General features: G+C 68.5%; 19 protein-coding genes and 1 pseudogene. 3 read left to right on the forward strand and 17 right to left on the reverse strand.

Annotation, left to right across the window (positions count from 1 at the left end):
• The 4 genes from RTM68_RS06385 to nirB form a co-directional block, all read right to left on the reverse strand.
• On the reverse strand, positions 1-1,075 hold a 1,075-nt coding region (locus tag RTM68_RS06385), incomplete at its 3' end, for a uroporphyrinogen-III synthase (RefSeq protein ID WP_312169365.1).
• Entirely contained in the window at positions 1,072-1,839 is a 768-nt protein-coding gene (cobA, locus tag RTM68_RS06390) for a uroporphyrinogen-III C-methyltransferase (protein ID WP_312169367.1), read from the reverse strand. The genes cobA and RTM68_RS06385, both read right to left, overlap by 4 nt.
• Positions 1,836-2,204 carry a nitrite reductase small subunit NirD gene (gene nirD, locus RTM68_RS06395; protein ID WP_312169368.1) on the reverse strand — a complete coding sequence of 123 codons (369 nt, stop codon included), beginning with the start codon at positions 2,202-2,204 and terminating at the stop codon, positions 1,836-1,838. Before nirD ends, cobA begins: the two co-directional genes overlap by 4 nt.
• The gene (nirB, locus tag RTM68_RS06400; protein ID WP_312169369.1) at positions 2,201-4,780 is read right to left on the reverse strand and encodes a nitrite reductase large subunit NirB; all 2,580 of its coding nucleotides are present in this window, start codon (positions 4,778-4,780) and stop codon (positions 2,201-2,203) included. The genes nirD and nirB overlap by 4 nt, the downstream gene beginning before the upstream one ends.
• A gap of 212 nt (positions 4,781-4,992) precedes the next feature.
• Here nirB and RTM68_RS06405 point away from each other — a divergent pair, with 212 nt between their 5' ends.
• Positions 4,993-6,357 (forward strand): DUF349 domain-containing protein, encoded by a 1,365-nt coding sequence (locus RTM68_RS06405; protein WP_312169371.1) that lies wholly within the window; start codon positions 4,993-4,995, stop codon positions 6,355-6,357.
• 60 nt (positions 6,358-6,417) lie between these two features.
• Positions 6,418-6,969, forward strand: coding sequence for a type IV toxin-antitoxin system AbiEi family antitoxin (locus RTM68_RS06410; protein WP_312169372.1), 552 nt, complete (start codon positions 6,418-6,420; stop codon positions 6,967-6,969).
• Here RTM68_RS06410 and RTM68_RS06415 read toward each other — a convergent pair.
• The 8 genes and pseudogenes from RTM68_RS06415 to RTM68_RS06450 form a co-directional block, all read right to left on the reverse strand.
• On the reverse strand, positions 6,956-9,205 hold the full coding sequence (locus RTM68_RS06415; protein WP_312169373.1) for a bifunctional (p)ppGpp synthetase/guanosine-3',5'-bis(diphosphate) 3'-pyrophosphohydrolase: 2,250 nt from the start codon (positions 9,203-9,205) through the stop codon (positions 6,956-6,958). The two genes, RTM68_RS06410 and RTM68_RS06415, sit on opposite strands and share 14 nt — an antisense overlap.
• Positions 9,206-9,273: 68 nt before the next feature.
• Positions 9,274-10,291: pseudogene (secF, locus tag RTM68_RS06420) on the reverse strand (protein translocase subunit SecF).
• Positions 10,291-12,021 carry a protein translocase subunit SecD gene (secD, locus tag RTM68_RS06425; RefSeq protein WP_312169374.1) on the reverse strand — a complete coding sequence of 577 codons (1,731 nt, stop codon included), beginning with the start codon at positions 12,019-12,021 and terminating at the stop codon, positions 10,291-10,293. Before secD ends, secF begins: the two are co-directional and overlap by 1 nt.
• Positions 12,022-12,082: 61 nt before the next feature.
• Positions 12,083-12,490 carry a preprotein translocase subunit YajC gene (gene yajC / locus RTM68_RS06430; protein WP_194763942.1) on the reverse strand — a complete coding sequence of 136 codons (408 nt, stop codon included), beginning with the start codon at positions 12,488-12,490 and terminating at the stop codon, positions 12,083-12,085.
• A 75-nt stretch (positions 12,491-12,565) separates the two neighbouring features.
• Entirely contained in the window at positions 12,566-13,591 is a 1,026-nt protein-coding gene (ruvB, locus tag RTM68_RS06435; protein ID WP_312169375.1) for a Holliday junction branch migration DNA helicase RuvB, read from the reverse strand.
• The gene (ruvA, locus tag RTM68_RS06440; protein WP_312169376.1) at positions 13,584-14,189 is read right to left on the reverse strand and encodes a Holliday junction branch migration protein RuvA; all 606 of its coding nucleotides are present in this window, start codon (positions 14,187-14,189) and stop codon (positions 13,584-13,586) included. The genes ruvB and ruvA overlap by 8 nt, the downstream gene beginning before the upstream one ends.
• Before the next feature lie 9 nt (positions 14,190-14,198).
• On the reverse strand, positions 14,199-14,783 hold the full coding sequence (ruvC, locus tag RTM68_RS06445) for a crossover junction endodeoxyribonuclease RuvC (RefSeq protein ID WP_312169377.1): 585 nt from the start codon (positions 14,781-14,783) through the stop codon (positions 14,199-14,201).
• A gap of 45 nt (positions 14,784-14,828) precedes the next feature.
• The gene (locus RTM68_RS06450; RefSeq protein ID WP_312169378.1) at positions 14,829-15,590 is read right to left on the reverse strand and encodes a YebC/PmpR family DNA-binding transcriptional regulator; all 762 of its coding nucleotides are present in this window, start codon (positions 15,588-15,590) and stop codon (positions 14,829-14,831) included.
• A gap of 112 nt (positions 15,591-15,702) precedes the next feature.
• On the opposite strand from RTM68_RS06450, the gene RTM68_RS06455 reads away from it, so the two are divergent.
• A complete protein-coding gene (locus tag RTM68_RS06455; protein WP_312169379.1) occupies positions 15,703-17,082 on the forward strand; it encodes an aminotransferase class V-fold PLP-dependent enzyme in 1,380 nt (459 codons plus the stop codon).
• Between the two features lie 16 nt (positions 17,083-17,098).
• Here the strand turns inward: RTM68_RS06455 and RTM68_RS06460 are convergent, their stop codons facing one another.
• From RTM68_RS06460 to pdxS, 5 genes are all read right to left on the reverse strand, one after another.
• Positions 17,099-20,458: an SbcC/MukB-like Walker B domain-containing protein gene (locus RTM68_RS06460; RefSeq protein WP_312169402.1), complete on the reverse strand. Its 3,360-nt coding sequence runs from the start codon at positions 20,456-20,458 to the stop codon at positions 17,099-17,101.
• The gene (locus RTM68_RS06465; protein WP_312169380.1) at positions 20,455-21,114 is read right to left on the reverse strand and encodes a DUF4194 domain-containing protein; all 660 of its coding nucleotides are present in this window, start codon (positions 21,112-21,114) and stop codon (positions 20,455-20,457) included. The genes RTM68_RS06460 and RTM68_RS06465 overlap by 4 nt, the downstream gene beginning before the upstream one ends.
• Positions 21,107-22,564 carry a DUF3375 domain-containing protein gene (locus RTM68_RS06470; protein WP_312169382.1) on the reverse strand — a complete coding sequence of 486 codons (1,458 nt, stop codon included), beginning with the start codon at positions 22,562-22,564 and terminating at the stop codon, positions 21,107-21,109. Before RTM68_RS06470 ends, RTM68_RS06465 begins: the two co-directional genes overlap by 8 nt.
• A gap of 75 nt (positions 22,565-22,639) precedes the next feature.
• A complete protein-coding gene (gene pdxT, locus RTM68_RS06475) occupies positions 22,640-23,245 on the reverse strand; it encodes a pyridoxal 5'-phosphate synthase glutaminase subunit PdxT (RefSeq protein ID WP_312169384.1) in 606 nt (201 codons plus the stop codon).
• Entirely contained in the window at positions 23,235-24,128 is an 894-nt protein-coding gene (gene pdxS, locus RTM68_RS06480; RefSeq protein WP_312169385.1) for a pyridoxal 5'-phosphate synthase lyase subunit PdxS, read from the reverse strand. The genes pdxT and pdxS overlap by 11 nt, the downstream gene beginning before the upstream one ends.
• Positions 24,129-24,226 lie beyond the last annotated feature (98 nt).

Raw genomic sequence — 24,226 nt, forward strand, 5'->3', positions numbered from 1 at the left:
CGAGCTCGCGTCCGCCCAGCGCCTCGCGCAGGCGGGCGACCGCGACCTCGACCGCGTGCGGATTGCGATCGCCACCGAGCACGCTGCCCAGTTCGGCGCGCGAGAGCACCCGCCCGCCCGCGCCCGCGAGGGCCTCGAGCAACGCCGCAGCCGAGCGCGAGAGCGGGATGAACACGCCGTCGACGACGACTCCCCCGCTGCGGACCTCGACGCGACCGGCGTCGGTGGGCAGTGACGGAGCACGGCCTCCTCCGAAATGGGCGATCACGGTGCGTGCGAGGGAGCCGAGTCGTCCGCGATCGGCGACCGTGGCCCGAAGGTCGGCCGCGTGGAGCGGGGCAGCGGTGATCGGCCCGACGGCGGCGAGCAGCAACCGCCCACCGTGCGAACGACGCCGTACGTGATCGAGCACACCGGCCTCCTCCGCCACCGCGATCCAGGACGCCGCTCCCGGGGCCGAGGTGAAGAGAACCGCATCGGCCTCACCCGCTGCGGCCTGCACCGCCGAGCGCCGCACGACCTCGGGGTTCGGAGGCGGACCCCAGCGGTACACCGTGATGCTGAGCACGTCGGCCCCGGCATCGGCCAGCTGCTCGTCCAGTCCGTCGGATCCTGCGCCGTGGTGCTGCACGAGCACGCGCTTGCCTGCGACGCCCGAGGCGAGGAGGTACTCGCCGACCTCCGCCGAGGTCTCGCTCTGCGCGACCCAGTCGGCGGTGAATCCCGCCTGCTGGATCGCCCCATGCGCTTTGGGACCGCGCGCGACGAAGTGAGCCGATCCCAGTGCGTCATCGAGCTCTGCGTCGAGGCCGTGCTCATGCGCCGCATCCATCCATCCGCGGAAGCCGACGCCGGTGGTGGCGACGACGATGTCGGGCGGATCCGCGATGACGCGCTTCGTGCGCGCCAGCAGCTCCTCATCGTCGGCACCCGTGACGATGCTCAGCGCCGGCGCGCGATGCACGATCGCTCCTCGGCGTTCGAGCGCGGTCGCGAGGTCCACGGAACGACGATCGGCTGCCACGATGATCGTGCAGCCGGCGAGAGCGGAATCGAGGGTTCGCGCGATGGTCATGTGCGGCTCTCCGCCACCATCGCGGGAGTGGGCAGCAGAAGCCCCGCTCGTGCGACCTCGCCGATCACGATCACCGCGGGGTTCTCGACCTGCGCGGCGCGCGCGTCCGCCGCCATGGTGGCCAGCGTGCTCCGGATGGTCCGCTGCCGTTCCGTGTGGCCGTTCTCGACGATCGCGACGGGCTGATCGCCCGGAGCACCGAACGTCGCGGCCTCGGCGGCGAGACGGGGCAGGGCGGCGACGCCCATCAGCACGACGGTCGTGACGCTCGGATCGGCGAGTGACGCGAGCGCCCCCGGGCCGAGTTCGCCGTGGCCGTTCACCACATGCACGCCGGACGCGGAGCTCCGGTGCGTCACAGGGATCCCGGCAGCCTGGGGAACGGAGATGGCGCTGCTGACACCCGGAGTCACCGTCACCGGCACACCGGCGGCCTCGCAGGCCAGGACCTCCTCGCCACCGCGGCCGAACACGAACGGATCGCCGCCCTTGAGCCGCACCACACGACGACCGGCACGCGCATGGGCCACGAGCAGATCATTGATCTCGTGCTGGGGCACCGGGTGATTGCCCGGGCTCTTGCCGACGTCGACGATCTCGACGTGCGCAGGCAGTTCCGCGCGGATCTCTTCGAATGGCCCGAGGCGGTCGGCGACCACGACATCCGCGGCCATGAGCAGTCGGTAGGCGCGGACCGTCATCAGGTCGGCGGGGCCGGGGCCACCGCCGATGAGATCGACCCTGCCGACCAGCGCGCGCCTCATGAGCCGCTCCGCGGCAGCGGTACGACCCGCACCTCGCGGTCGACGACGGTCACCGGCCAGACCCTCAACGCGCCCTCGGGCTTGCCCTGCGTCTCAAGGCACACCCCGGTGCGCAGGTCGAAGACCTGCTTGTGGAGCGGCGACGCGACCGTCGGAGCGTCTCCCCTGCTGCCGACGATCCCTCGGGAGATCACGTGGGCGCCGCTGTACGGGTCGAAGTTGTCGACCGCATGCACCGTGCCGTCGCCCAGCAGGAACAGCGCGACCTGCTGGTCGCCGATCAGAGCCGCGCGCCCTCGCTCGATCTCGAGATCGTCGAGCGTGCACACCCGCACCGGGATGTCGGTCTCGGTCGCTGTCGTCATCTGCGCACCTCCAGTGCTGTGCCGGCGATCAGGACTCCGCCGCTGATCCGCTCCTCCGCCGTCGCCGGGCGGATCTGACCGCGCTCGGCCACATAGGCGAGGGAGGGATCAGGCGTGTCCGCAGCGTTCACGAACGAACGGAAGCGCTCGAGCTTCGCGGGGTCGCGCAGCGTCGCCGCCCACTCGTCCTCGTAACGGTCGACGTGCTGCGCCATCGCGTCATCCAGGTCGGCGCAGATGCCGAGACTGTCGTCGAAGATCACCTCACGCAGGCCGTCGAGACCGCCCTCGAGATCCTCGCACCAGGGCGCCGTGCGCTGCAGGCGGTCAGCCGTGCGGATGTAGTACATGAAGAAGCGGTCGATCGCGCGGATCAGCCCGTCATCATCCAGATCGGATGCGAGCAGTTCGGCATGCCGGGGCGAGAAACCGCCGTTGCCGCCCACGTACATGTTCCATCCGGTCTCGGTGGCGATCACACCGACGTCTTTCCCCCGGGCCTCCGCGCATTCGCGTGCGCACCCGGAGACGCCGACCTTCAACTTGTGCGGAGCCCGGAGCCCGCGATAGCGGAGTTCGAGCTTGACTGCCATGCCGACCGCGTCGAGCACGCCGAAGCGGCACCAGGTCGACCCGACGCACGACTTCACGGTCCGCAGCGACTTGCCATAGGCGTGGCCCGACTCGAACCCCGCGTCGACCAGCCGCTGCCAGATCAGGGGCAGCTGTTCCAGCCGGGCTCCGAACATGTCGATGCGCTGGCCGCCGGTGATCTTCGTGTAGAGCGCGAAGTCCTTCGCGATCTGCCCGATGGCGAGCAGTCCCTCCGGTGTCACCTCGCCACCGGGCATCCGCGGGACGACCGAGTAGGTGCCGTCCTTCTGCATGTTCGCCATCACATGGTCGTTCGTGTCCTGCAGGGTCGCGTTCTCGCCGTCGAGCACGTGCGATCCCACGAGCACCGACAGGATGCTGGCGATGGCCGGCTTGCACACGTCGCATCCTCGTCCGCGACCGAACCGCTCGACGATCGAGCTGAAGGTCGTGAGCTGGGCCACGCGGACCGCGTCGAAGAGCTGACGACGAGACATGTCGAAGTGCTCGCAGAGAGCGTGGGAGACGGTCTGACCGAGCTTGGTGAGCTCCTGCCCGACGACCTTCTTCACCATCAGCACGCACGATCCGCAGGTCGCACCTGCCTTCGTGCATCCCTTCACGGCAGCGGCGTCGCGGCACCCTTCCTCGTGAACCGCCTCGCGGATACGGCCCGCGGTGACATTGGAGCACGAGCAGACCACAGCCGCATCGGGCAGCTCTCCGCCCGGCGCCTCGTTGCCGCCCGCCGGCAGCAGGTAGGCGGCGGGATCTGCTCCGAGCTTCGCGCCCACGAGGGGTCGGAGCGCGCCGTATGCGGTGGCATCTCCGACGAGGATGCCTCCGAGCAGGGTCTGCGCGTCGTCCGACAGCACCAGCTTCTTGTACACACCGGCCACCGGGTCGGCGTACACGACATCGAGGGCATTCGGAGTCGTCGCCATCGCGTCACCGAAACTCGCGACATCGACGCCCGACAGCTTGAGCTTCGACGAGTCGTCATATCCGGGGAACACCGCATCGCCGCCGAGCAGGCGCGTGGCCGCCACCTCGGCCATGGCATAGCCGGGCGCCACGAGTCCCACACAGCGACCGTCGAAGTTCGCGACCTCACCGATCGCGAGAATGTGCGGATCCGAGGTGGAACAGCGGTCGTCGATGACCACGCCGCCGCGAGGGTCGACCTGCAGCTCCGCGTTGCGGGCGAGTTCATCGCGCGGGCGAACGCCGACCGTGAACACCACCACGTCCGCACGCTCGACAGATCCGTCCTGGAACTCGAGAGCCGTCACCGCGCCTGTGGCGTCGGGGTCGAGCCTGGTCGTCCGGGACTCGGTGCGGACCGCGATGCCGCGATCCTCGAGGAGCCTCCGAAGCATCCCGCCGCCCGCAGAGTCGAGCTGTGCCGACATCAGGCGGTCGGAGTACTGCACGACCGTCGCATTCACGTCCATGCCCTGCAGGGCGCCCGCCGCCTCGAGACCGAGGAGGCCGCCGCCGATCACCGCACCGCGCAGAGGCCTGCCGAGCGCGTGACCGCGGCGCTCCACGAACTCCTTGAGAGCCTGCACATCGTCGAGCGTGCGGTACACGAAGCAGCCGGGCAGGTCAGCGCCGTCGACAGCGACCTTGGCGGCGTACGAGCCGGTCGCCAGCACGAGGGTGTCGTAGGGGATGACGGTGCGCGACCTGGTGGTCACGGTGCGGTGCGAGCGATCGATGCGCAGCACACGATCGTCGGAGAGCAGTCGCACGCGGAAGTCGTCGAGCACCGAGCGATCGAGCTCGAGATCCTCGGGCGAAGAACCGGAGAAGAAGCCTGTCAGCCCCACCCGATCGTAGGGATGGCGCCCCTCGTCGCCGATCACCGTCACGTGCACCGGGGACTCCGCACGGCTCAGCAGGCTCTCGACGAATCGGTGCGCGACCATACCGGCTCCGACGACCACGATCTCCGTGGGGGTGAGTGCGATCTCGCTCATCTTGCTCCATTCGACGGTTATCCCGTGTTGGCGACGATAAGAGCGTGGTGTTTCCCGCATGTGTCGCTGCGTGTTTCGCGCGTCGAACGGTTTGCTCACAGAACGGTAACGAGCATTGTGAGAACGACCGACCACACCGAAGGAGCCCGCGCGTACTAGGCTGAAGCTCGTCCTTTCCGCCTCCCGCGGCCCTACCGCGCAAGGAGAATCACGTGTCTGCCACCGAGCCGTCGAAGCCGACTCCCCCCGTTCCCGCTCCCCCGGCGAAGCCGCTGCCCCGCAAGATGCCCTCACCGGCAGCTGCGGCGTCCGCTGCGCCCGCCGCTCCCGCTCCGAGCACCTCGTCCGCCGATGCCGCGGAATGGGGCCGAGTCGCCGATGACGGCACCGTCGAGGTGCGCGAGGGTGAGACCTGGCGCGTCGTCGGGCAGTACCCGGATGGCACCCCTGATGAGGCCCTCGCCTACTTCGTGCGCAAGTACGACGACATCGCCTTCAAGGTCAACACGCTCGAGCAGCGCCACCAGGCCGGTGGTGCTTCGGCCGGCGATCTGGTCAAGCAGGCGAACCACCTCCGCGAGGAGGCGACGGACGCCGCTGCCGTCGGCGATCTCGCCGGACTGCGTGATCGCCTCGACGCGCTGACCTCGTCGCTCTCCGAGGCGACCGCCCAGGAGGCTCAGCAGGCGAAGGAGCTGGTCGATCAGGCGATCGCCGAGCGCACCGCTCTGGTGGAGCGGGCCGAGGCCATCGCCGCACGCGACCTGTCGAAGGTGCAGTGGAAGCAGGTCACCGCAGAGCTCGGCGAGCTCTTCGACTCGTGGCAGGCCCACCAGCAGAACGGCCCGCGTCTGTCGAAGAGCGTCTCGCAGCAGCTGTGGAAGCGATTCCGCGACGCCCGCAGCACGGTCGACAAGGCACGACGCTCGTTCTACTCCGAGCTCGACGACTCCCACAAGGTCGCACGCGATGCGAAGACCCGTCTGGTGGAGCGCGCCGAGGCGCTCGCCCCGCGTGGCGTCGACGGCATCCCCGCCTACCGCTCGCTCCTCGACGACTGGAAGTCCGCGGGGCGTGCCGGCCGCAAGGCCGACGACGCGCTGTGGGCGCGGTTCAAGGCCGCCGGTGACGCACTGTACTCGGCTCGCGCCGAGCAGGCCGCTGCCGAGGAAGCCGAGTCCGGTCCCAAGATCGAGGCCCGTCAGGCGCTGCTCGAAGAGGCCAAGGCGGTTGCCGACGAGTCGAACATCAAGCGCGCCCGTGCGCTGCTCACAGGCATCCAGCGTCAGTGGGACGAGATCGGTCGGATCTTCCCCCGCGACAAGGAGCGCGCGCTCGACGACCGTCTGCGCGTGATCGAGCAGGCGCTGAAGGCGCGTGAGGACGTCGACTGGAAGAAGAACAACCCCGAGACCAAGGCGCGAGCGAACGACATGAGCTCGCAGCTGCTCGAGGCCATCGAGAAGCTCGAGTCCGAGCTCGCCGCGGCCGAGAAGGCCGGCGACAAGAAGGCCGCCAAGGACGCGGCGGATGCCCTCGAAGCTCGACGCACCTGGTTGAACGCTCTCGGCGGCTGATCTCTCCACAGCCCGTCACGACGACTGCGAACGCGGGATGCACTGCGCCACACTGGCGTGATGCATCCCGCGTTCCTGTATCTGCCCGGTCGTGCTCTCAGCGCTCCCGAGCTGGCCGCCGCACGAATCGACGGGGACCTGTTCGACATCGGCGAGGGGTTCATCCCCGCCGACCTCGTGGAGGCACCCGGCACACGGGCCGCGTCGATCGCTGCTCTGATCCCGGTCGACACCGCAGCTTCAGGGCCCACTGCGGCATGGATCCACGGAGCCGGTGACACCCCGCCGGCCATCCATCATGTGCGCCGGGCCGTCGAGCGCCGGATCCGCGCGAAGCTGCCCGCACGCGTCGTCCTTCATGACACGAGCGTGCCGTCGGCCGACCTCGTGACCGTGGGCGGCGTGCCGGTGATGTCACCGACACGCACGATGGTCGACCTCGCACTCGGACTGCACCGCGACGAGTCGCTGATGCGCTGGCTCCTACTGCTCGCCGAGACCGACGAGACGCTCGTGAGCGCGGCCATCGACCGCATCGACCGGCTCGCACGAGTGCCTGGCACGAAGGCGGCACGAGCCTCTCTCGTGCGGACCGCGCTCAGGACGAGGTGACGCGGTACACGTCGTAGACGGCGTCGATGCGACGCACCGCGTTGAGCACGCGGTCGAGATGGACCGCATCTCCCATCTCGAACACGAACCTGCTGATCGCGAGGCGCTCGTCGGTCGTGCTGACCGTCGCCGAGAGGATGTTGACGTGGTGCTCGCTGAGCACCCGGGTCACGTCCGACAGCAGGCCCGAGCGATCGAGTGCCTCGACCTGGATCTGCACGCGGAACACGCTCTTGGTCGTGGGTGCCCACGACACGTCGACGAACCGATCCTCTTCGCTCGCCAGCGCCTTGACGTTGACGCAGTCCGAGCGGTGCACCGACACGCCACTGCCTCGGGTGACGAAGCCGACGATGTCGTCGCCCGGCACCGGGGTGCAGCATTTCGCGAGCTTGACGAGGATGTCGGCTGCCCCGCGCACCAGGATGCCGGAATCGCCCGCCCGAGGCTCGCGCGACGCGATGGTTCCGGGAAGATCGATCGGACCGGTCGCCGGATCGGTGGCCGCGACGAGCGCCGTCACCTTCTCGAGCACCGACTGCGTCGACACGTGGCCCTCGCCGACCGCCGCGTAGAGGGCGGAGACGTCTTCGTAGCGGAGCTGGTGGGCGACCTCGGCGAACGAGTCGTGGCTCATCAGTCGCTGCAGTGGCAGGTTCTGACGTCGCATGGCACGGGCGATCGCCTCTTTGCCCTGCTCGATGGCCTCTTCGCGACGCTCCTTCGTGAACCAGCCGCGGATCTTGTTGCGGGCACGCGTGCTCTTGACGAAGCCGAGCCAGTCCTGGCTCGGACCGGCGTCCGGGTTCTTCGACGTGAAGACCTCGACGACGTCGCCGCTCTTGAGCTCCGACTCGAGCGGCACCAGACGGCCGTTGACCTTCGACCCCATGGTGCGGTGGCCGATCTCGGTGTGCACGGCGTAGGCGAAGTCGACCGGCGTCGCACCCGCGGGAAGGCCGATGACCCTGCCCTTCGGCGTGAAGACGTAGACCTCTTTCGCGCCGATCTCGAACCGAAGCGAATCGAGGAACTCCCCCGGGTCAGCCGTCTCGGCCTGCCAGTCGGAGATGTGCGCGAGCCAGGCCATGTCGCTGTCCGACGCGCGTACCTCGGCCTTGCCGCCGTTCATCCGCTCCTTGTACATCCAGTGCGCGGCGACGCCGTACTCCGCCTGCTGGTGCATCTCGTGCGTGCGGATCTGGATCTCGACCGTGCGACCCGAGGGACCGATCACGGTCGTGTGCAGCGACTGATAGAGGTTGAACTTCGGAGTCGCGATGTAGTCCTTGAATCGACCGGGAAGGGGCGTCCACCGCGCATGGATCGCGCCGAGCACCGCGTAGCAGTCGCGCACCGACGCCACCAGGACCCGGATGCCGATCAGATCGTAGATGTCGTCGAACTCGCGACCTCGGACGACCATCTTCTGATAGACGGAGTAGAGCTGCTTCGGTCGCCCCACCACCTTGCCCCGGATCCGCAGATCGCGCAGGTCTTCGTCGATCTCCTCGACGACCTGGGTCAGGTACTTCTCGCGCTGCGGCGTGCGCTGGGCGATGAGATTGTGGATCTCGTTGTAGATCTTCGGGTGCAGGACCGCGAAGGAGAGGTCTTCGAGCTCGGACTTGATCGCCTGGATGCCGAGTCGGTTGGCGAGCGGCGCATAGATCTCGAGCGTCTCCTTCGCCTTCTTCGCCGCCTTCTCGGGCGGGACGAAGCCCCAGGTGCGTGCGTTGTGCAGCCGATCGGCGAGCTTGATCAGGAGGACGCGGATGTCCTTCGACATCGCCACGATCATCTTGCGGACGGTCTCGGCCTGCGCGCTCTCGCCGTACTTGACCTTGTCGAGCTTCGTGACACCGTCGACCAGCATCGCGACCTCGTCGCCGAACTCGGCCGTCAGGTCGGAGAGCGCGTATCCCGTGTCCTCGACCGTGTCGTGCAGCAGCGCTGCCGCGACGGCCCTCGGTCCGAGACCCATCTCACCGAGGATCTGGGCCACCGCGAGCGGGTGCGTGATGTAGGGCTCACCGCTCTGGCGCTTCTGCCCCTCGTGCTTGACCTTGGCGACCGAATAGGCCCTCTCGATCACCGCCAGATCACCGCGAGGGTGGTTCGCACGCACGGTGCGGATCAGGTTGTCGAGGTCGTTGACGCGGGGCGCGCGGGAGAAGATGCGGGGAACCAGTCGCCTGAGGCTCGACCCCTGCGACGTCGTCTGCGGTTCCGCCATCCGCTCACCTCCCCAATCAGAACATCTTACGCGTGCTCAGCGGGGGGCGGCCCCGCTGAGCGGGACGATCAGGCCTCGACCGAGGCCCGGCTGCGAGCCTCGCGCACGCGGGCGTCGCGGGCCGCGAGCTGCGGCTCGTTCTCGCGGAAGAGCGAGTACAGCGGCGCCGCGACGAACAGCGTCGAGTAGGTCGCCACGAGGATGCCGACGAAGATCGACAGCGAGATGTCGGTGAGCGATTCGGCTCCGAGCCAGAAGGCACAGACGCCCGACCAGCCGCAGCACCGGCGGCATGAAGAGCACGGCGCCGACCGGGAGTGCGGCCACGACCGAGGTGTTGATCGATCGGACGAGCGTCTGGTTGACGGCGAGGTTCACCGATTCGCCGAACAGACGGGACGACTGTTCGCCGTCTTCTGTGGTGTTCTCGCGGATCTTGTCGAAGACGACCGTGGTGTCGTAGAGCGAGTACGCGAGGATCGTCAGGAAGCCGATGACCGCGGCCGGCGAGATCTCGAACCCCGCCAGCGCGTAGACGCCGACCGTGATGACCAGCACATCGAGAAGACCGATGATCGCCGCCGCCGACATCTTCCAGGTGCGGAAGTAGATCGCGAGGATCAGGAACGTCAGCGCGAGGAAGATCGCGAGACCCCACAGCGACTGCTTCGTGACGTTCTCTCCCCAGGCGGGGCCGATGAACGACGAGGTGACGCTGTCGGGCTCGACGCCGTAGGCCTCAGCGAGGGCGTTCGAGACCTGCTGCGTCTCCTGGGCGCTCATCTGATCGGTCTGCACGCGGATGTCCGCGTCGCCCACCACGACGACCTTGGCGGCCGCACCGGGGACGACGGACTGCACAGCGGCGGTCGCGGTCTCCTGGTCGAGCGAGTCAGGAGCCTGGACGGTGAACTGCGATCCACCCGTGAACTCGATCGAGAACTGGATCGGGCGCAGCAGCGGCACGAGGGCGGATGCCACCACGAGGGCGATCGCGATGATGAACCACAGGCGGCGCTTGCCGACGAAGGGGAAGGAGGTCTTGCCCGAGTAGAGGTTGTTGCCGAACTCGTTCATGGAAGCCATCAGGCGTCCCCCTCACTTCCGGTGCTGGTGGATCTGTCACCGGCGAGTGCCTCGGCGCGCTTGCGCTCTGCGATGGTCTGACGGCGTTCGGCCTCGCCGCGAGCACGGGTGTTCTTCGCACCACGTCCCGCCGATGCCGTCGACACCTCGCGGAACTGCGACCGGCTGCGGTACACCGCGCCCAAGGACTCCGGGTCGAGTCCCGAGAGCTTGTGGCCCCCGCCGAAGAACTTCGTGCGCGCGAGAAGCTGCATCACGGGGTGCGTGAAGATCACGAAGATGAACACGTCGATGATCGTCGTGAGCCCGAGCGTGAAGGCGAAGCCCTTCACCGTGGAGTCGGCGAGGATGTACAGGACGACCGCCGCCAGGATGTTGATCGACTTCGAGATGTAGATCGTGCGCTTGGCGCGGCCCCAGCCGTCCTCGACCGCCGAGGTGATCGACTTGCCGTCTCGCAGCTCGTCTCGGATTCGTTCGAAGTAGACGATGAACGAGTCGGCGGTGAAACCGATCGAGACGATGAGTCCGGCGACACCCGCCAGCGAGAGGCGGAAGCCGAGTCGCCACGCGAGGATGCAGATGATGATGTAGGTCAGCACTGCCATCACCGCGATGGATGCGATGATCACCGAGCCGAGCGCGCGATAGACGATGAGCGAATAGATCGCGACGAGAGCGAGACCGATGAGGCCCGCGATCAGACCGATCTGCAGCTGCTGGGTGCCGAGCGTCGCGGAGACCGTGTCACTGCTCTGCACGACGAAGCTCAGAGGCAGTGCGCCGAACTTGAGCTGGTTGGCGAGCGTGGTCGCGGTCTCCTGGTTGAAGCTGCCCGAGATGCTGGGACGGCCGTCGAGGATCTGACCGTTCATCTGCGGTGCGCTGATCACCGAGCCGTCGAGCACGAAGGCGAACTGGTCGCGCGGGGTCAACCCGTCGATGCGGTTCTGGTTGAGACGCGTGCTGACCTCGCCGAACTTCTCGGTGCCCTCGCCGTTCATCTCGAGCTGCACGAGCCAGGCACCCGAGCGCGGGTCGCGTCCCGCCGTGGCGTCGGTGATCACGTCACCGGTGAGCTCGGTCGGGCCGAGGAGGTACTTCGCCTGATTGGTCGGATCGCAGGCGATGAGCGGCTCACCCTGCGGCGCGGTGGACGGATCGGTCGACGGGTTCGCGCAGTCGTAGGCGAGGAATTCGGCGCTGAGCTTGTCGGTGACCCACGACAGGTCGCTCGCGTCGGTCGGCTCCGCGGTGGGAGTCGCGTTGAGAGAGTCATCGGGCGTCGGGTACGGCGTCTCGTTCCCGTCGTCACCGACGAACGAGTTCGCTGCCGCCGTCGTGGCGAGCACCGGGCGGAACTCGAGCTGCGCGCTCGACTGGATGCGCTGACGCGTCTCCTCGTCGGCGTTGCCCGGGATCTGCACGACGATGTTCTGGCCACCCTCGGTGGTGATGTCGGCCTCGGCGACGCCCGAGGCATCCACGCGCTGGCGGATGATCGCGGCGGCCTGGTCGAGCTGCTCCTGCGAGGGAGCCGCTCCGCTCTCGGTCTCGGCGCTCAGGACGATCTGCGTTCCGCCCTGCAGATCGAGTGCCAGCTCAGGAGTCCAGGAGCTCTTCTGGAAGACGTACACGCCCAGCGCGTTGACGCCGAACAGGACGCCCGTCACCAGGAGCAGACCGAGAAGGACCCGCCAGGCGTGACGGACCGGGGAAGATGAAGCCACGTGTCATCAGCTTTCTGAGATACCCGAGCGCGGAACGCTGCGGCGCCGCGAGGAAGGGTGCTTACTTGTCGTCGGCGTCGCGCTCGAGGCGACGGCGCGTCTCCTCGGGGGTCTCCACCACCGCGGCGTCTGCGGCGAGCGGGTCGATGTCGCTCACGACCGGGGTCTCATCGTCGAACTCGGAGACGACGACGTCGTCCTTCGGCTCGACGATACGGAGGATGGCCTGGCTGTGCACCTCGATGACGGTGCCCGGAGCGATCTCGATCAGTGCCGGCGAGTCGAGGTCCTCGTGGTCGTAGGCGACCACCGTGCCGTAGATGCCGCCCTGCATGAGGACCTTGGCGCCGGGAACGGTCTTCGACGCCTTCTCCTCCTGCTCGGCCTTCATCTGCTTCTGACGCTTGCGTCCGTTGACGAACATGAAGACGACGAGGACGGCAAGAAGGCCGAAGAGCAGGATTTCCATGGGTGGCAAGCGCCTTTCTCAGGTGCACGCACCAACCAACGGGCGCACATCTCTATCGGGGGAAGTCTTCAGCGATTATAGGTCATCGAAGCGAAGCGCCCCATCCGGGTGGGCGATGCCGAGGTGAGCATAGGCCTCAGGCATCGCGACTCTGCCGCGCGGAGTACGCCCCAGGAAGCCGATCCGCACGAGGTACGGCTCCACGACGCTCTCCACCGTCTCGGCCTCTTCGCCGACCGCGACGGCGAGGGTGCTGAGGCCGACGGGGCCGCCACGGAACCGACGCACGAGCGACTCGAGCACGGCGCGGTCGAGTCGGTCGAGCCCGATCGGGTCGACGTCGTACAGCTCCAATGCCGCTCGCACTCCGTCGAGTGTCGCGGCTCCCCCGCCGTGCACGAGGGCGTAGTCCCTGACCCGACGGAGCAGGCGATTCGCGATTCGAGGCGTGCCGCGCGACCGTCGCGCGATCTCCGAGAGCGAGTCGCGCGGAAGATCGACGCCCAGCACGAGCGCAGAACGCGCGATGACCTGTTCGAGCTCCGGCTCGTCGTAGAACTCGAGATGCCCGGTGAATCCGAAACGGTCGCGGAGCGGGTTCGGCAGCAGCCCCGAACGGGTGGTCGCGCCGACCAGCGTGAACGGAGCCAGCTCCAGCGGGATGCTCGTCGCTCCGGCGCCCTTGCCGACCATGATGTCGATGCGGAAGTCCTCCATCGCGAGGTAGAGCATCTCTTCGGCGGACCGGGCCATGCGATGGATCTCGTCGATGAAGAGCACCTCGCCGGGGACGAGGCTCGACAGCAGCGCCGCGAGGTCGCCGGCGTGCTGGATCGCCGGACCGCTCGACAGACGCAGGGGGCGCTGGCTCTCATGGGCGACGATCATCGCCAGCGTGGTCTTGCCGAGACCGGGAGGGCCTGCGAGCAGGATGTGATCGGGGGGCCGATTCTGGATCCGCGCGGCGTCGAGAAGGAGCTGGAGCTGGCCGCGCACCTTCTGCTGTCCGACGAACTCGCCGAGGCTCGTGGGGCGCAGCGCGCCTTCGATCGCCAGCTCGGTGTCGTCGACCGGTTCGGTCGCGTCGCGCGCGTCAGACACGGGCCGGCCCGAGCAGCGCCAGTGTGCGACGCAGGAGCGGAGCGACGGCGGCCCGCTCGGCGTCGGTGGCCTCCGCGGCGGTCTGTGCGGCAGCCTCTGCGGCGACCTTCTCCGACCAGCCCAGGCCGACGAGCGCGGCCGTGACCTGATCGACCACATCGGACCCTCCGCCCGCCGTGACCCGGGAGCCGACCCCGACCGGCTGGACCTTGCCCGCGAGCTGCACGACGATGAGCTTCGCCGTCTTCGGTCCGATGCCCGACACCCTGCGGAACGGGGCGTCGTCCTCGGCGTTCACCGCTTCGGCGATCTGGTCGACGGTGAGATGCGAGAGCACACCCAGCGCGGACTTCGGTCCGACGCCGGTGACGCTGATGAGCAGGCCGAAGATCTCGAGTTCGCTGCGATCGGCGAACCCGTACAGCGAGAGGGCGTCCTCACGCACGATCAGGCTCGTGTGCAGCATCAGCCGCTCGCCCACGGTCACCGTGTGCCCCACGTCTCCGGGAACGGCGACCGAGAATCCGACACCGCCGACATCGATGACGACCTGGTCGGACGACGAGTGCAGGACGGTGCCGTGCAGCGAAGAGATCATCACACCAGACTAGGCGCGCGATCGTATGTATGTTCGAGCGACACGCTCCGCGTCGGCCCAGGCGCGCTGGGCGGGGGTCAGCGCGTCCTGCCCCGGAACGCCCGCTGCGCCGCGGCGCCACGCGTGACACAGCGCGATCGCCAGGGCATCAGCGGCGTCGGCGGGCTGCGGTGGGGCATCCAGGCGCAGGATGCGGGCGATCATCGCCTGCACCTGCTTCTTGTCCGCCGAACCGTACCCGGTGACCGCCGCCTTCACCTCGCTCGGGGTATGCGTGGCCGCAGGGAGACCCGCCTCGGCGGCGAGCAGAAGAGCGACCCCGCTGGCCTGAGCAGTGCCCATCACTGTGTGGGTGTTCTGCTGCGCGAAGACGCGCTCGACCGCGACGGCATCGGGCCGGTGCTGATCGAGCACCTCACGGATGCCCGCGGCGACGAGCGCCAGTCGTTCGCCTATCGGCAGATCGGGGTCCGACCGGATCACGCCCACGTGGACGAGCGTGCCGCGGCGGGCTCGGTCGACATCGACCACTCCGACACCGCATCGGGTGAGTCCCGGGTCGATGCCGAGCACGCGAAGCGAGGAGGAGGTCACTCCCCCAGGCTATTCGTCGGGTCGGGCTCCGCCGCGTCGGCGCGCCTAGGCGTCGTCGTTCTCGAGCTCGGCCTGCACCTCTGCCGACAGGTCGAAGTTCGTGAAGACGTTCTGCACGTCCTCGCTGTCTTCGAGGGCGTCGATCAGACGGAAGATCTTGCGTGCCGTGTCGGCGTCGATCTCGACCTTGAGGTTCGGGACGAACTCCACATCGGCCGATTCGTAGTCGATTCCCGCATCCTGCAGGGCGCTGCGCACCGCGACCAGGTCGGTCGCCTCGGTGATGATCTCGAAGCCTTCGGCGTGCGGCTCGATCTCCTCGGCGCCCGCTTCGAGAGCGGCCATCATCACGTCGTCCTCGGTCGTGCCTTCGGAACCGACGACGATGACGCCCTTGCGGCTGAAGTTGTAGGCCACGCTGCCGGGGTCGGCGAGGGTGCCGCCGTTACGGCTGAGGGCGGTGCGCACCTCGGCGGCCGCGCGGTTCTTGTTGTCGGTCAGACACTCGATCATCATCGCGACGCCGTTGGGTCCGTAGCCCTCGTAGATGATCGAGGTGTACTCGACGGCCTCGCCGCCGATGCCCGCACCGCGCTTCACCGCGCGGTCGATGTTGTCCTTCGGGACCGACGTCTTCTTCGCCTTCTGAACGGCGTCGAACAGAGTCGGGTTGCCCTGCAGATCGGCTCCGCCGAGCTTGGCGGCGACCTCGATGTTCTTGATGAGCTTGGCCCAGGACTTTGCGCGCCTGGAGTCGATGATGGCCTTCTTGTGCTTCGTGGTGGCCCACTTGGAATGCCCGGACATATGTCTCCGCTCGTCGTATCCGCCCGTGGGCTCGGCCCAGGGCATCGTCCATTCTATCGAACCATGCTCACGGGGTCTGGTGTGACCTCGACGGCGGGTGTAGTCCTGACTCATGGACGACAGCGTCGACGATGACCGGATCCGTGGATTGGAGGCCGCGCACCGCGCGGCACTGGAGTTCCTCGGGTCGCTCGACGACAGGCCCGTCTGGCCGCGTGCGACCCTCGCGGAGATGCTCGACGCGTTCGGCGGCCCTTTGCCCTCCGAGGGAATGGGCGCCGAGGACGTCATCGATCAGATCGTGTCGCGGTCGGATCCCGGCCTCGTCGCGATCCCCGGCGGACGCTTCTTCGGGTTCGTGATCGGCGGCACCCATCCGGCCGCGCTCGCGGCCGACTGGCTCGTCTCGGCATGGGACCAGAACTCGGGCTCGGCACTGCTCACACCGACGACCGTGGCGTTGGAACGCGTCGCCGGACGATGGATGCTCGACATCCTCGGCCTGCCCGGCTCGGCGAGCGTCGGCTTCGTCACGGGCGGCCAGATGGCCAACTTCACCTGCCTCGCGACGGCACGCAACGCCGTGCTCGCTCGTGCCGGATGGGACCTCAGCGAACAGGGACTGCGCCAATCTCCACCGATCCGCTTCATCGTGGGCGCCGACCGTCACGGATCGATCGACCGCGCGGCCCGGTTTCTCGGAATCGGTCGTCGGGAGATCACCGTCGTCGACTCCGACGACGAGGGGCGCATGCGCCCCGACGCCCTGGGCCGAGTCCTCGCGAGCGGCTCTGGACCGACCATCGTCTGTCTCCAGGCCGGAGAAGTGCACACAGGAGCGTTCGACGACTTCACCTCTCTCATCCCGGTCGCGCACGAGCACGGCGCGTGGGTGCACGTCGACGGGGCTTTCGGCCTGTGGGCAGCGGCATCCGAGGCGCTGAGGCCGCTCACGACGGGCATGTCCGACGCCGACTCCTGGGCGACGGATGCGCACAAGACCCTCAACGTGCCGTACGACTGCGGAATGGCGATCGTCCGCGACCCTGCGGACTCGATCGCGACGTTCCGCACCGGCGGCGACTACCTGGTCTACACGAGCCTCGATCCCTGGGATGTGACGCCGGAGCTCTCTCGGCGAGCCCGCGGCGTCCCCGCCTGGGCGGCGATGCGCAGTCTGGGGCGGGACGGCATCGCGGATCTGATCGACGGGCTGCATGAGAACGCGGTCGCCATGGCCGCAGGGCTCGCCACGATCGACGGCATCCGCATCCTCAACGCCGTCGACTACACCCAGGTCATGTTCCGGCTCGACGACGACGATGCGACCCGCGCCCTCGGTGAGGCCGTTCTCATCGAGGGCACCGCCGCGCTGACCGGCGCCGAATGGCGAGGTCGCGCAGCACTGCGCTGCTCGATGTCGTCCTGGGCGACGACCCGTGATGACATCGACCGCACGGTCGGCGCGATCCGGCGCCTCGTGGCCGGCTGAGTCGCCCTGCGGCCGATCACTCGCTCCCGGCGGGCAGGCCCACCTTCGGACGCGCCCACGAGCGACCGCGGGTGTCCTTGAGGATGTCGTACTCCACGTCGACGTGCGGTTCGATCGCGCTGTACTTGTCGTTCGGCGCACCGATCACGAGCTGGAATCCGAGCCCCCGCCAGGCGCCGATCGCGCGCTTGGTGAAGTGCGCATCCGCCTTGATCAGCGCCTCGTCCATGAACACCGGCGCGTAGCGCGGACGCGCAGCCCCCGCGTCGCCGAGCTGATACCGCAGGGCGGCGCCCACGATGAACGCGACGAGCTCCTGCGATTCGCCACCCGACTTCTCGCCGATGTGGTCGTAGAGCGCCACATGCTCGCGCGTCACCGCGTGCACACGTTCGGCGCTGACGCGGACGTGGTTCCGCACGTCGATGAGCTCGGCGAAATCCGGTGCCGTGCGTCGCATGCGGGCGATCAGGCGGCTCATCCTGCGATAGACGTTCTCGCGCTCGGCATCCGTCACGGCTGCGTCGATCAGACCCCGGACCTCGCGGAGCTCCCGACGGAACCGTCGACGCGCCTCGGACTGGTTCTCCCGTGGCGAGATCTGAAGCCGGTGCTCGTCATCGTAGAAGGGCAGCTCCTCCATGATCCGGTTGATCGGATCGATGCGGGTCTTGATCTCTCGCAGCGAGCGGCTGAGCGTCGAGTCCAGGCTCGTCAGGTCGTTGCCCGAGAGCTTGAGCAGGCTGTCGCGCCACTCGGACTCCAGCTCGTGCAGTCCGTTCGTCTGCAGCGCGTCGAGGATCGACTCGAACTCGGCGACGGACTCGTCGGGGTCGGGCAGGATCGTCAGCGTGTCCCAGCGCTCGAGGAAGCCGGTCATGAGCCGCCGCATCTGCTCCCGCTGCTCGGCATGGGCGGATGCCGCCGCCGTGCGCTCCTCGAGGAGCCTGGTCGCCGCCGTGCGCAATGCGGAGTCCAGATGGGCGAGCCGCTCGGAGGCGGTGACGTCGACTGCCGAGTCCGCACCGAGGAACCGCGCATCGAGGAAGGCCCGATGCCGCTCCTCGAGCGAGACCTCGGCCGCCTCGGCAGCGTCGATGACACGCTGACATTCGTCGACCCGATCCGTGACCTCGACCCACCGGTCCTGTGCGACCGTGAGTTCGCCGCCGAGCCGCGCGGCCTCGTCACGCAGACGTCCTGCACGACGTCGGAGCTCCTCCGCCTGAGTCTTCAGGTCGGCGATCTCGGGGTTGTCGTCGGTGACCTCCGCTTCGACGGCCAGCCACCGCTGCCGTTCGGCGGAGACGGCATCCACATCGATCTGATCCCAGCTGAGGTCCTCGATCTTCGCACGGGCCTTGGCCGTGGCATCGAGGCGGTCGAGGCGCGACTCGGCATCTGCCGCTGCCACGGTCGCCGCGTCACGCCGGGCTTCGAGCTCCACACGCTGGTCGTCGAGCTCGCGCAGACGACGTGAGTTCGAGAAGCCCAGCATGTTCGATCGACCGTGCCCACCGTGGGATCCTCGGTCGCCCTGCGACACCTGCCCCGCGAGCGTCAGCGCGCGAGCGTGCGCCGCGAGTTCGGCGGACGAGTCGACGCACACGAAGGCGAATCGCTCGAGGAGGCGCTGCTGCAGCCAGCCGGTGAACGGCGTCGACCGGTGGTCGATGCGGGCAGGCAGCGTTCGAGGGTCCGAAGCCCTGACCTCGGGCAACCCGGCCTGCACGCCTTCGTAGCTGAGTCGCTCCGGAGTGCGGACCGACTCGATGGCGGAGCGGAAGCGCTGCAGGTGGGCGGCGTCGACGAGCAGCGTCCGCGCGAATCCGCCGAGTGCCAGGTTGAAGGCCTCTCGCCAGGGCTCGAACTCCGTGCGCACCTCGATGAGCTCTCCGACGAACGGCAGCTCCGAGGCCGACAGACCTGCCGCCTGGGCCAGCAACGCGCGTGATTCATGGAGATGAGCAGGGATGCTGCCGCGGAGCGCCTCTGTACGCTCGCGCTCGGCACGGACGAGTGCGAGCTCTCGCTCCGCCGACCGGCGCTCGGATTCCGCCTCGGCGAAGTCGGCCCGGGCAGCGCGCAGACCGCCGTCACGAAGCTCGCCGCGAACACGCCCGAGCAGGTTCTCGAACTCCGAGACACTCGTCACCTCGGAGCCGAGATCACGGGCCACGGCGTCGAAACGAGCCCGCTCCCGCTGCACATCCTCGAGCCGTCGCTCGACCGCGCGCAGCTCGCGCTGGGCTGTCTCGAGGCGATCTCCCCCGGACTGACGAAGCACGTCGAGAAGCCCCTCCCGCTCGAGCTCCGCTGCCGCGATGAGGGCGTGCTTCTCGCGCGCTGCCGACTGGAGTCCCTGCGTGCGGTCACGCAGGTCGCCTTCGACCTCGCGCAGCAGATCGAGGCGGCGCTCGGCGCTCCACAGTGCGGCGAGCGAGGTGGTGTCGGCGAAGACGCCGACCTCGTCGACGACCTGCATGCGCTCCGCGGCCGCAGAGATGCGCTCGGAGATCCCCCGGATCGGCTCCAGCGCCGCCACCTGCTGCTTGGCGACGAGCATCCGCGTCCGCGTGCTCTCGAGCTCGTCGAAGTGTGCGACGACCGCGTCGGCGGTGGCCATGGTCTCGGGCTCCTCGAGCACCAGCTTCTTGTACAGATCATCGACGGTGGTGATCTGCTGACCGGCCTGGATGCGCGCGAGCAGGCTGATCGCCTTCGTGCCGGAGCCGGCCGCGCCAATGCCGAGCACCGCGTGCAGTCGCGCAGAGAACTCGCGGTCGGTCGCGACGGGATCGAGCCCGACGGAGCGCGCCGCGGTGTCGCTGAGCCGGTGCGAGGCCGCCTGCTCGAGGCCCGCGAGATCGAAGGGTCCGTCGATCGTCGCGCGGAGCCTGGTCGTATCCTCGAGGGTGCGGGCGTCGGCGGGGATGTACCACCCGCGCACAGCCGTGAAACGCGAGCCGTCATGGTCGAGCCAGGTCATCGAGACGGCGCTCCACGTGTCTTCGCCGTCGCCTCGCAGCACCCGGAGCTTCGTGCCCTCGTCGGTGCGGGACTCGTCGATCTTGCCGCGACCGTACGAGAGGATGTTGCGCTGCTCCTCACCGCGCGGACGACCGGTCACTCCCCCGTTGGAGGCCCCGTTGAACGGGGTCGTGTGCGGCATCATGAGGGCGATGTAGCCGTCCATGAGGGTCGACTTGCCCGAGCCCGATCCCCCGCACAGCAGGGTCGCATCCGGCGAGAACCGCACCCGGTGCGGTCCGCCGTCGTAGCCGCCCCAGTTGATCAGCTGCAGCTCCTCGGCGACCCACTGCTGACCCCGCGAAGTCGACGGGATGAGCCCGAAGAGTGTGTCCATCATCGTCATCGCGCCACCGCTTCCTGCGTCCGCAGCCACTCCCGCAGCTCCTTGAGGGTCTGCGCGCTGAGCACGACCTCGACGAGAGCGGTGATCCGGTACCGTCCGCTCGTCTCCTCCTGCACGATGCCCTCTCGGTCGAGTCGGTCCAGTGCGCTGCGGATCGCGCGCTGCTGCTTCGCAGTGCCGCCGTCCGTCTCGGCGAAGTAACTGAGAACGGTCTGCTCGACGTCTTCGATGTCGATGCGCACCGAGGTCTCCCCTGCGGCGGACTCCCGCTGATACACGGTGCGGAGGTGCACGAGCACGAGCGTCTCCGCGCGCGAGTACGGCGCGTCCTTCAACAGCACGGGCATGTCGATCTCGTCGGAGCGCAGCTGCTGCTTGTACGCGAACCCGCGACCGTGGTCGATCACGAGCCGCAGATAGACGTCGTTCAGTCGGGACTCGATGATCTGCTGGTTGTCCAGCAGCAGCGCCCACTCGCGGCGGTTGCGCTCGGCTGAGAGGAAACGTCGTTGCAGCAGATGCACGAGCACTCGACGCACTTCGGGATCGAGAGTCCCCCGATCTCCCGGGAAGTGCTCCTCGAGATCCTGCTCCATCGCCGTCGGGGCGATGAACGCGTCCTCCGCGCCGACCGTGACGTGATCGTCGTCACTCATCTGCATCCTCCTTCGTGCTTCGGGCGGTCACGGCACCGAAGGCGAACCGTCGCGTCGTTCCGTCCGGTCGCAGCGTCTCGACCGTCGAGATGCCGTCGCCGTCCGCGAGTCCGTTGCGGTGCGCGATCTCGAGAAGCCCCAGCAGGTCGACAGGACGCCGCGTGTCGACCGGGATGTGCCGGAAGGCCTCGGCCAGATCGAACTCGTCGGTCAGCCCGCCGACGTACGCCTCGAGTTCGGCGTATCTCGGCCCACCCCACGCGCGGGTGTCGTGGTCGAGGAAGTCGACGTCGTCGGCATCCGTGAGGGGTGCGGGCGCCCGGGGCGGGCGGATGTCGCTCGTGGTCTGTCTGAGATGGCCGAGGTCGATCAACGGCATGCTGCGCACCGGGTCGACGACCGTGGCCGGGCCCGACCAGCCGTGCAACCCGGCTATGACGTCGCGCAGCAGGTCGTCGATCTGACGGTCGCGCAGCGGGTCGTGGGTCTTCACCTGCCCCGTGATCACATGCGAGGCGCGCCGCTGCGCGGCCAGGACCTCTTCCACGCCGAGCTCGACGCGTCGACCGACGGCATCGAGCTCGGCACGCTGAGAGCTGTCGAGCAGGCGCGCGAACGGCTGGCTGAGAAGGCCGCTGAGCTGTTCGGTGAGCGCATCGATGCGCTCGGGATCGCCGATCAGCCGGAGAGCGCCCGAGAACGCCCGTCCCTCCGGGGTCGACTGCATGACGTCCTGCGCCCGCTGCAGGTATTCGCGGAGCACCTCGCCGGTCGGTCGCTCGTCCCGTCGGAGGTGGGCGACGACATCCCGCTGCATGGCCTTGAGCGATTCGGCGACCCGGGTGAAGTCGGCGGGCAGCTCGCGTGCGAGGTGCAGGACGTTCTCGGCCTCTTCGAGCAGTTCATCGTCGTCGAGCGGATCCGCTCGCCCCGATTCCTCGATGCGGGAGATCTCGGCGTCGAGCAGATCGCGCTCCGCGCGCAGACGAGCCAGCCGACGGACCGGATCCGCCTCGGCGCTGTCGGAGAGGTGCTCGACGGCGTCGAGCAGGGTGCGCACCCGCGAGTTCGACACTCTGGTGCGCCCGGCGCCCGTGCGGCCCGAGATCTCGAGGGCTTCGACCGCGTGGGCGGAGAGACGGTAGACCTCGACCTCATCGTCGATCTGCTGCACGAGCCATCCGAGGCGGACCCAGTTCCGGCAGACGTCTCGGCTGCTCCCCGCAGGGAGCCGCCTGTCGTCCTCACCGTCACCGCGAAGCTCATCCATCACTTCCGCCAGCTCGGCGTGGGCGTCGGCGATCGGCACGGATGCCCGGTCGGCGGTGAAGAGCATCGTGAGCGACGCCACCACGAACGGCGCGAATCTGCCGTGCAGGAGATCGAGGGTGGGTGTGCTGAATGCGGCGACGGCGCGCGAGTACGCCGCTTCTGCTCGGGATCCAGTCACCCGATCGAGAGTAGTCGCGACCCGGCGTTCACGCCGTCATGCCGTGGCTTCCGGGCGGGTCGCGCTCATCGTCCGTCACGGCTCGCGGAGTCGGTCGCCGACATGCACGAGGAACCGCTCATGGAAGCGCGTCTCGCCGTCGACCTCGGGGTGGAAGCTCGTGCCGAGGAGTCGCCCCTGCTCGACCGCGACGATGCCGCCGTCCGGCAGCGTGGCCAGCACATCGACATGGTCGCCCGTGCGCACGACGATCGGTGCGCGGATGAACGTCGCTCGCACCGGCTCGTCGCCGAGCGCCGGCACATCGAGCGCGGTCTCGAACGACTCCGTCTGCCGACCGAACGCGTTGCGGCGCACGGAGATGTCCATCCCTCCGAAGGACTCCTGCCCCTCGATGCCGTCGAGCACCTCGTCGGCCAGCATGATCAGCCCCGCGCACGTGCCGTAGACCGGCAGCCCGGCGGCGATCGCGTCGCGGATGGGTATCTGCATCCCGAAGGAGCGGGACAGCTTGTCGATCACGCTCGACTCACCACCCGGGATCACCAGTCCGTCGACGATCGCCAGCTCCTCCGGCCGACGCACGAGCACGACCTCCGCTCCCAGCCCGCGAAGCAGGGCGGCGTGCTCGCGCACATCGCCCTGCAGCGCCAGCACTCCGACCCGTGGACTACCAGCCACGCTCGGCCAGGCGGTGCGGCGCGGGCAGGTCGGACACGTTGATGCCCACCATGGCTTCGCCGAGCCCGCGGGAGACCTCGGCGATCACCTTCGCGTCGTCGAAGAACGTGGTGGCCTTGACGATCGCCTTGGCGCGCTCCGCAGGGTTGCCCGACTTGAAGATGCCGGATCCGACGAACACGCCGTCGGCGCCGAGCTGCATCATCATCGCGGCGTCCGCCGGGGTGGCCACGCCACCTGCGACGAAGAGCACGACCGGAAGCTTTCCGGTCTCGGCGATCTCGGCGACGAGCTCGTACGGTGCCTGCAGCTCCTTCGCGGCGACGAAGAGCTCATCCTTGGGGAGGGCGGTGAGGGAGGCGATCTCGCCGCGGATCTTGCGGATGTGCTTCATCGCCTCGGAGATGTCTCCGGTGCCGGCCTCACCCTTGGAACGGATCATCGCCGCGCCCTCGTTGATGCGGCGGAGCGCCTCGCCCAGGTTGGTGGCACCGCAGACGAACGGAACGGTGAAGCCGAACTTGTCGATGTGGTTCACATAGTCGGCCGGCGACAGCACTTCGGATTCGTCGATGTAGTCGACGCCGAGCTCCTGCAGCACCTGCGCCTCGACGAAGTGACCGATGCGCGCCTTGGCCATCACGGGGATCGACACGGCGTCGATGATGCTGTCGATCATGTCGGGGTCGCTCATGCGCGAGACGCCGCCCTGCGCACGGATGTCGGCGGGCACCCGCTCCAGCGCCATCACGGCGACCGCTCCGGCATCCTCCGCGATCTTCGCCTGATCGGCGGTGACGACGTCCATGATCACGCCGCCCTTGAGCATCTCGGCGAGGCCGCGCTTGACGCGCGAGGATCCGGTGGTGGTCTGATCGGTCATGAGAGCTCCTGTCGGGAAGCACGATGTGCATGAGTGTGTCGAACGATGTCTCGTTTGATCTAGGCCAAACAGTAGCACTGTCCGACACGACCTAGAAT

The sequence above is a fragment of the Microbacterium sp. genome (genome assembly GCF_031988965.1).
In the GTDB taxonomy this organism is placed as follows: domain Bacteria; phylum Actinomycetota; class Actinomycetes; order Actinomycetales; family Microbacteriaceae; genus Microbacterium.